This window comes from Corynebacterium sp. MSK006 (assembly GCF_030232385.1).
In the GTDB taxonomy this organism is placed as follows: Bacteria; Actinomycetota; Actinomycetes; order Mycobacteriales; family Mycobacteriaceae; genus Corynebacterium; species Corynebacterium frankenforstense_A.
Genome location: NZ_JASPJZ010000015.1, coordinates 58,045 through 65,663 on the forward strand (window position 1 = coordinate 58,045; position 7,619 = coordinate 65,663).

8 protein-coding genes are annotated in these 7,619 nt (G+C 71.2%); 1 reads left to right on the top strand and 7 read right to left on the bottom strand.

The genetic code is table 11. The features are described from left to right. Positions 1–10: 10 nt before the first annotated feature. From QQA02_RS09035 to QQA02_RS09065, 7 genes are all read right to left on the bottom strand, one after another. Positions 11–688 carry a methionine ABC transporter permease gene (locus tag QQA02_RS09035; RefSeq protein WP_284776006.1) on the bottom strand — a complete coding sequence of 226 codons (678 nt, stop codon included), beginning with the start codon at positions 686–688 and terminating at the stop codon, positions 11–13. Continuing rightward, positions 685–1,755, bottom strand: a complete 1,071-nt coding sequence (locus tag QQA02_RS09040) for a methionine ABC transporter ATP-binding protein (protein WP_284864186.1) — start codon at positions 1,753–1,755, stop codon at positions 685–687. The genes QQA02_RS09035 and QQA02_RS09040 overlap by 4 nt, the downstream gene beginning before the upstream one ends. A 91-nt stretch (positions 1,756–1,846) precedes the next feature. Further along, the gene (locus tag QQA02_RS09045; protein WP_284864179.1) at positions 1,847–2,746 is read right to left on the bottom strand and encodes a MetQ/NlpA family ABC transporter substrate-binding protein; all 900 of its coding nucleotides are present in this window, start codon (positions 2,744–2,746) and stop codon (positions 1,847–1,849) included. 705 nt (positions 2,747–3,451) lie between these two features. Beyond that, positions 3,452–3,607, bottom strand: a complete 156-nt coding sequence (locus QQA02_RS09050; RefSeq protein WP_284776002.1) for a hypothetical protein — start codon at positions 3,605–3,607, stop codon at positions 3,452–3,454. A gap of 126 nt (positions 3,608–3,733) precedes the next feature. Next, positions 3,734–4,468 carry a hypothetical protein gene (locus tag QQA02_RS09055; protein WP_284864180.1) on the bottom strand — a complete coding sequence of 245 codons (735 nt, stop codon included), beginning with the start codon at positions 4,466–4,468 and terminating at the stop codon, positions 3,734–3,736. 648 nt (positions 4,469–5,116) lie between these two features. Further along, complete coding sequence (locus tag QQA02_RS09060; protein WP_284864181.1) at positions 5,117–5,698, bottom strand: hypothetical protein; 582 nt, start codon at positions 5,696–5,698, stop codon at positions 5,117–5,119. A gap of 240 nt (positions 5,699–5,938) precedes the next feature. Next, positions 5,939–6,763 carry a hypothetical protein gene (locus tag QQA02_RS09065; RefSeq protein WP_284864182.1) on the bottom strand — a complete coding sequence of 275 codons (825 nt, stop codon included), beginning with the start codon at positions 6,761–6,763 and terminating at the stop codon, positions 5,939–5,941. A gap of 126 nt (positions 6,764–6,889) precedes the next feature. Here QQA02_RS09065 and QQA02_RS09070 point away from each other — a divergent pair. Beyond that, positions 6,890–7,619: PHP domain-containing protein (locus tag QQA02_RS09070; RefSeq protein WP_284864183.1), on the top strand; the 730-nt coding region annotated here is incomplete at its 3' end.

The following is a 7,619-nucleotide window of genomic DNA, read 5'->3' on the forward strand; positions in this document are numbered from 1 at the left end:
TGTCGCGGGATCAGCGGCGCATGATCTTCTTCGACAGCCAGTTGCCGAAGAACTGCGCGGCCTGCACGATCACGACGATCACCAGGACGGCGACGTACATGGCCTCCGGGTCGAAGGCACGGTAGCCGTAGACGATGGCGAAGTCACCGAGTCCGCCGCCGCCGATGTAGCCGACCATCGCCGACATGTCGACGATCGCGATGAAGATGAAGGTGTAGCCGAGCACCAGGGGCCCGAGGGCCTCGGGGATGATCACGGTGCGGATGATCCGCCAGGGGCTCGCGCCCATCGCGCGCGCCGCCTCGATCATGCCCGGGTCGATGGAGACCAGGTTCTGCTCGACGATGCGCGCCACGGTGAACGTCGCCGCGATGACCATCACGAAGATGCCCGCGTTGCGTCCCACGGAGGTGCCCATCACCGTCAGCGTCAGCGGCTGCAGCGCCACGATCAGGATGATGAACGGGATCGGGCGCACGAAGTTCACCAGGACGTTGAGCAGCGTGTACACCGGTGCGTTGCGCAGGATGCCGCCCGGTCGGGTGGTGTAGAGCAGCACGCCGACGATCAGGCCCAGGATGCCGGCGGCGACCAGGGTGATCGCCACCATGACCAGGGTGTCCCAGATGGCCTCGAGGAAGGTGTCGCCGATGCGGTCCCAGTCGGCGGCCAGCACGGTGGTGGTCATCGCGTGATCTCCTCAATCGTCGTCGTGTGGCGGAGGCGCTCGTAGAAGGTCTGGACGACCTCCTCGTCGCCGGACAGCCGCACGGTCATGCGGCCGAAGCTGTGCCTCTGCAGGGTGGTCACCCCGCCGTGGACGATGGCGATCGAGGCCCCGTTGTCGCGGGCCTCGGCGGCCGCGGCGAAGAAGCCGGACTCCTCGGTCAGGTCGATGGTGAACAGCCGGCCCTCGTGGGCGAGCAGGTCCTCGGCCTCGACGTTGTCCGGGGTGTTGCGCAGACTCGTGGCGACGAAGCGCGCCGCCACGTCCGTCTTCGGGTCGGAGAAGACCTCGTAGACGGTGCCGTACTCGACCACGCGGCCGGCCTCCATGACGGCGACCTTGTCCGCGATCGAGCGCACGACCTCCATCTCGTGCGTGATCACCACGATGGTGATGCCGAGCTTCCGGTTGACCTCGCGCAAAAGGTCGAGCACGCCCTGCGTGGTGTCGGGGTCGAGCGCGCTGGTGGCCTCGTCGGCCAGCAGCAGCGACGGGTCCGTGGCCAACGCGCGGGCGATGCCGACGCGCTGCTTCTGGCCGCCGGAGAGCTGGTCGGGGTAGTTGTCGCCGCGGTCGGCGAGCCCCACGAAGTCGAGCAGCTCGGCGACGCGGCGGCGGCGCTCCTCCTTGCCCACGCCCGCCAGCTCCAGTGGGTAGGCAATGTTGCCGGCCGCGGTGCGGGAGTTGAACAGGTTGAACTGCTGGAAGATCATGCCGATGTGCCGGCGGATACCGCGCAGGTCGCGCTCCTTGAGCGGCACCACGTCGGTGCCGTCGACGAGGAGCTCGCCGGAGGTCGCGGTGTCCAGGCCGTTGATCAGGCGCACGAGGGTGGACTTGCCGGCGCCGGAGTAGCCGATGACGCCGAGGATCTCACCCGGTTCGACGGTCAGGCTCACGGAGTCGACGGCCGTGACGTCGGCGTGGCCCTTCTTGCCCGGGAAGACCTTGGAGACCTCCCGCAGCTCGAGGCGGGTGCCCTGGCGGTCGGCGCCGCCCGCGGCGGCGGTGTCGGAGGCGGCGCCCACGGCGCCGGAACCGCCCACGGCGTGCGACGCGGCGTCGCCAATTGTGGCGGGGTTGTGCTGATTGTCGGTCACGATCGGTGCAGCCTACCTGCTACTTGCTGTTGGCGTTCTTCTGGTCCTCGACCAGGCGGTCCAGGATCTCCTGCAGCTCCGAGGCGGGGCGGTCGACGGAGACCGAGGTGCCCTTGGAGTCGCGGTCGTTGGCGGCCTGGACCTCGTCGGAGTGCCAGATCTCGACCAGCTTGGCGATGCGCTCGTCGTCCTTGTTGGCGGCCTTGGTCACGAAGACGTTGATGTAGGGCTCGGCCTCGGGGTTGCTCGGGTCGTCGGCGTAGATCGAGGTGTTCGGGTCGATGCCGGCGCGCTCGAGGAAGGAGTTGTTGATGATGGCGGGCTTGCCCTCGCCGTAGACGGCGGAGGACTGCGCGGCGTCGACCGGGGTCACGGAGACCTTGCTGGCGTCGGTGTCGATGTCGCTCGGGGTCGGGTCGAGCTGGGCCTCGCCCTTGAGCTCGACGAGGCCGGCCTGCTTGAGCACGTTGATCGCGCGGCCCTGGTTGGTCGAGTCGTTCGGGATGGCGACGGACTCGCCCTCGATGCCGTCGAGGGAGTCGTGGCCCTTCCAGAACAGCGCCAGCGGGATGACCTCGGTGGAGCCGACCGGGGTCAGGTCCGCGTCGGAGCCGGCGTTGTAGGCGGCGAGGAACTTCAGGTGCTGGAAGAGGTTGACGTCCAGCTGGCCCTGGTCGAGGGCGTCGTTGGGGGTGTTGTAGTCGGAGAAGTCGACGACGTCGAGCTCGATGCCCTCGTCCTTGGCCTTGTCCTCGAAGACCTGCCACGCCTCCTTCTGCGAGTCGGTGGTGCCGATGCGGATCGGGGCGTTCTCGTCGATGGCGCCGTCCTGGGCGTCGTCGTAGGCCCCGCAGGCGGTGAGGGCGCTGACGGAGATGATCGCGGCGGTGCCGGCGGCGATGGTGCGGCGGATGGACATGGGGTGCTCCCTTGACGTTCGTCGTGCCTCGCCCAATTTCCGACGTCCCGTTGCGCGCGCCCTGCGCGTCCGTGCGCCGTGCGCCGTGCGTGGTGCGCGGCGTGCGGTACGCGGTGCGCGTGACGTGTGCACGTGCAGCTCGTCTCGGAAAATGAACGAAGCGGTTCATTATTTCGGGGGTTACCCTAGCACTGCGCGTACCGCTCGGTCTAGCCGTTGTCGTGTGCGCAGGTCAGCGGGCTGGTCGCGCGGGAGCGTTCCTGAGAGGTGAATTGCGCACGTAGGAAGATCGTCTGCGGGCGGCGGGGTGCCCCGGTGTCCGTCGTGGTGCGCGGACGCTGTTGGCTCAGTCGCAGAACGGGAGCTGGTCGCGCAGCTCCTGGGGTATGCCGTCGGCGTCGGCGATCTCGGGCTCGTAACACTGCTGGGCGAGCCCCCATCTTGATCCGCCCGAGGTTCTCGTACTCGTGCCAGGTGCCGTCCCAGCGCAGCACGCGGAAGTCGTCGGTGCCGGGCTTGGCCACCTGAGCCCACACCCCGTCGCAGTAGGCCGCGATGGTCAGCTCCGGCAGACCGGCCTCCGTCGCGGGGGAGATGCACGAGCCCGCGGTGGGGGCGGCCTCCGCTTCCTGCTCGGTCTGCTCGGTCTCGTCGGGCTCGGGCGCGGCCTCGCTGGTGGTGGGGGAGGGTGCCGCGGAGGTGCTCTCAGTGGTGCTCGGCGGTGGTCTCGGTGGTCGTCGAGGTCGACGACGCCAGCTGGGGCTCGGCCGGGTCACGGTCGTCGCCGGAGCAGCCGGCGGCCAGCGGGATCAGGGCGAGCATGCCGGCGGCGACGGCGGTCAGGATGCGGGAGCGGTGCATGTGGGGTCCTCGGCTTTCCCGTTTTTCGGGTGCGGTTCTGCGGTGTGTTCTACGCGCGGGTTTCTTGCGGAGATTCTGAGTGCGGGCGCTCGGCGCGCGGATGGTCTCGCGTCCGTCGCACGCCTGCTACTGCTCGGGAGCTCCGGCCCAGCGCAGCATCTTCGAGACGGCGCGCCCGTCCTCGCGGCTGCAGCCCATGGTCCTGCCGGTTTCCTGGATGCTCCCGTAGGTGGGGGCGGAGCACTGCCAGCCGTCGAAGCTCCGGATGTTGGCGTTGCCGTAGTTCCCTGGCGGCAGGTTGCGGTAGGCGTCCAGGACCTCGCGGCCCTGGTCGCAGGTCATCCCCGTGACGTAGAGGTCGGTCGGCCCGCTCTGCTCCTTGAACCGCTCCTCGACCTCGTCCGTGGGCACGGCCTCGCCGCAGTTCTGCGGGCCGTCGGCGATGGCGGGTGTCGTCTCTGCGTCGGGGTCCTCGCCTGCGTCGCCTGCGTCGGCGGCGTCGGTCTCTGGTGTGGTGGTCTCCTCCGCGGTGGTCTCCCCGGGGCTCGGCTGCGCCGTGCTTGACGGGTTCTCCGGGCTGGCCTGCGGAGTCGCCGTCGTCAGGCTGCCGGTCGCCTCCGGGAGCGCGGGGCCCTCGCCCTCGGGCGCCCCGGAGCAGGCGGCCAGGCCGACGCGGGCCACCGCCGCGAGCGCCGTGAGCAGGGCAGTGCGGCCGGCGCGCGGGGCGTGGTCGCGGGTGCCGACGGTCCCCGCGCGCTCGATCGTGTGGTGGTTCGGGCCGTGTGTGGAATCCCGGTCGGCGGGGCATCTGGGTTCCTGCGCTGCAGCGTGCGCGGTGCCGGGGGAGGTGCGACGGGTCAAGGCGGTCTCCGGTCTTTTTCAAGGGTGTGCGGTTGAGATTACGGGGGGACGCCGTTCAGGCGCTGGTCGAACGCTGGTCGAACGCTGGTCGGGCGCAGGTCGGGCGCAGGTCAGCAGCTTCGCGCGCAGGCCCTCCGGTACGCCGTCCGCGGCGGCGCCAGGGTCGGTGCTTGATGCGCCGTTGCTCGGGGCCGCGGCCGCGCGGTCCTGCCGGGGCGTCTCCGCGGCGGTCTTCGAGAGAGTCGGCGCCGGGGCGTGGCCGCGCTTCGTCACGTTTTCGGTGCCCGCCGAGGCGCTCGCCCCGTCACCTGCGCGGACCGTCGCAGCGGCCTCTGCGTCGGCGGCCTCGGGGGTGGAGCAGCCGCTCAGCCCCGCCGTGACGGCCAGACACGCGACCGACTCCGTGGCCGGCGAGCCGATCCGTGGGGTGTGGTTACGTGGGCCGAACATGGGGAGCGCCTCCGTGGGGATCAACGTGGGTGTCAACCGAATTGCTTATGTCAGCAATTTTATGGCCTGTACATCGGCGATAACACCGTGAACAGGGAGTGCTCCCCATCTCAACGCGTCGCTCACGCTTCGGTCCGGCGGGCGCCCCGCCGGAGTTGCCCTGCGTCGGACAGCGTCGGCCGCGGCACCGCGGGCCGGTCAGTCGCCGGGGTGCTCGGCCAGGGTGATGTCGGGCTCGACGTGGCGGTCGGGGTCGACGATCGCGAAGGCGCGCCCGTTGCTCTCGCACTCCAGGCGGGTGGCGTCCGGGAGCTGGCAGGTCACCGTCGGCGTCTGCAGTCGCTCGCCGGGGCGCAGCTCGCCGCCGGCGGGCGGCACGCCCTCGAGGATTCCCCACGAGAGGCCGTCGCTGTCGAGCGTCTCCTCTGCGCCGGAGGTGGCGAACGCGCCCGGCCGGCCGGTGAAGGGCAGGTAGCCCATGTCCTCCAGGTTCGGGGCCGAGTCGTCCGGCGCCGCGGTGCAGTAGGTGCCGCGGTCGTCGCCGAAGGTGCAGGTCACCTTGGCGTCCGCGCCGATGTCCGCGGTGAAGATGCCGATCTCGTCCGCCGCGCCGCCCGGAGCGGCGAAGCGCTCCGGGGAGACGTCGACGAACTCGGCGTTGCTCCGGTCGTTGTCCTGCTCGTCGGACGGCTCCGGGGAAGCGCCCGGCGACTCTGCCGAATCCGTCGCCGCCGTGGTCTGGTTGCCGGTCCGGCCAGCGCTCTTGTCGGTGGCGGACAAGGTGGGCGCCTCATCGGGGTCCGGAGCCTGTGCGCAGGCGCTGACAGCCATCGTCCCCACGGCGGTCCCGACGAAGAGCACGGCGCGAACGGCGCCCGCGGTGCGGACCCTGTGCGTGCCGCAGGTATCGGCGGTACCGGTGGTGGCCCCGCGGGTGGGGGAGTGCTTCATCGGTTCCTCTTTCATCGTCGATGTCGGCGGTCAGTGCGGGCGCGTGGCGCACGTGAGTGGCCCGCCGGGTCAGCAGGGGTCGGAGAAGTCGCCGTCGTTGTTGAGCGTGCGCGCGTTGCCCCCGCGCGCCGCCTTGTCCGCGCACAGGGCGGCCCTGTCGAAGCCGTGGTCGTAGTAGATCGGGTAGACCGTCGCGCCGTCGTGCTTGGCACGCAGCGAGGAGCACTGCCCGGGCTCGGTCGAGTGTGCGCCCGGGTGTCGCGCCATGGCCTCGTGGACCACGGACTGCGCGTTGATCCCGTACTCGACCAGCACGGACTCGACGATGAGGATCCCGCGCCCGTCGCACTCCGGCAGCCGCAGCCCCGCGATGGACGTCAAGGGCGGCGTGGTGCTCGTGCTGCTCGAGGCCTGCGAGCGCCCCGGGTCCTCGTCGCACTTCGCGACCTTCGCCCGCAGCTCCGCCGGCATCCCGTCGGCCGCCAGCCGCGCCGGGTCGTAGCAGGCCTGCGCCATCCCCCACGTCGTGGTGCCGTCGCGCTCGTACTCGACCCACGTGCCGTTCTCCCAGTGCAGCAGCCGCCCGTCATCGGTCTGCGGCACGCCGACCCGGTTCCACTGCCCGTCGCAGAACGACGAGTACGTGTACCCCTCGAAGCCCGCCGCCGCCACCGTCGCCGGGTCGCAGCGCTGCTCGGTCGACATCTCCGAGGTCCGCTCCGCCGCCTGCCGCGTCGTCGCGTCGGCGCCCCGCGTCGCGGACGCCGAGCCCGAGTCCGAGACCTCCGTGAGCACCGGCGCGTCCCCGCCGCCCTCGTCGCCTCCGGAGCAGCCGGCCAGGGCCGCCGTCAGGCCCGCCGCACACACCGCCACCGCCACCGCGCGCAGTCGCATTGCACACTTCCTTCCTCGGGAGTTCCTCGGGTCGCAACTTCACCAGAGTCTACGGCCCGCACCGCCCGCCCACCCGCGCGACGGGGAACCTTCCCCACGTATTCGAACAGGTGTACCATCACTGCAATGAGGTTCAACGGCGGCGAGGCGCTCAGCTGGTCACGCATCGAAAGCATCCTCTCCGGCCGCCCGGGCCCCACCCCGGTGCCCGTCAACCACCTGCCCGCGACGGACGCGCCCACGGCGCGGCGCGCGACGTCGTCAATCGAGGTGCCCTTCGCCGAGCTGCACGCGGTGAGCTCCTACAGCTTCCTCGGTGGGGCCTCGGAACCCGAGGAACTCGTCGAACGGGCCGTCGAACTGGGACTTTCCGCGCTCGGCATCCTGGATCGCGACGGATTCTACGGGGTCGCCGCCTTCGCCGAGGCCGCCGCCGAGGCCGGCCTGCCCACCGTCTTCGGCGCCGAACTCAGCCTCGACGCCGGCGTGCTGCCCGTCATCTGCCGCGGGCCCGAAGGGTACCGGCGGCTGTCGCACCTGATCGCCGACGCGCACATGGCCACCGGCGAGAAGGGCGCGGTGGCCTACCCGGGTCTCACCACGATCGCCGAACACCTGGGCGGGCACTGCCTCGTGCTCGCCGACCACACCTGGGCGCCGCGCCTCGGCGAGCTGACCGCGGCCTTCGGCGGCGACGTCGTCCTCGAGTACCCCGCCACGATGCTGCCCGAGGACGCCGACAACCAGGAGATTATCGACGCCGCGCGGCGCGCCGTGGGCGCGCACGGGCACCGTCTGCACGCCGTGGTGAGCGCCCGGCCCGCCGCCGCGCGACGCAGCGCCAGCCGGCTGGCGG

Excerpts from the sequence above, each read along its gene's own strand:
- QQA02_RS09035 (WP_284776006.1), bottom strand. The coding sequence starts at position 688 with ATGACCACCACCGTGCTGGCCGCCGACTGGGACCGCATCGGCGACACC.
- QQA02_RS09045 (WP_284864179.1), bottom strand. The coding sequence starts at position 2,746 with ATGTCCATCCGCCGCACCATCGCCGCCGGCACCGCCGCGATCATCTCC.
- QQA02_RS09050 (WP_284776002.1), bottom strand. The coding sequence starts at position 3,607 with ATGCACCGCTCCCGCATCCTGACCGCCGTCGCCGCCGGCATGCTCGCC.
- QQA02_RS09065 (WP_284864182.1), bottom strand. The coding sequence starts at position 6,763 with ATGCGACTGCGCGCGGTGGCGGTGGCGGTGTGTGCGGCGGGCCTGACG.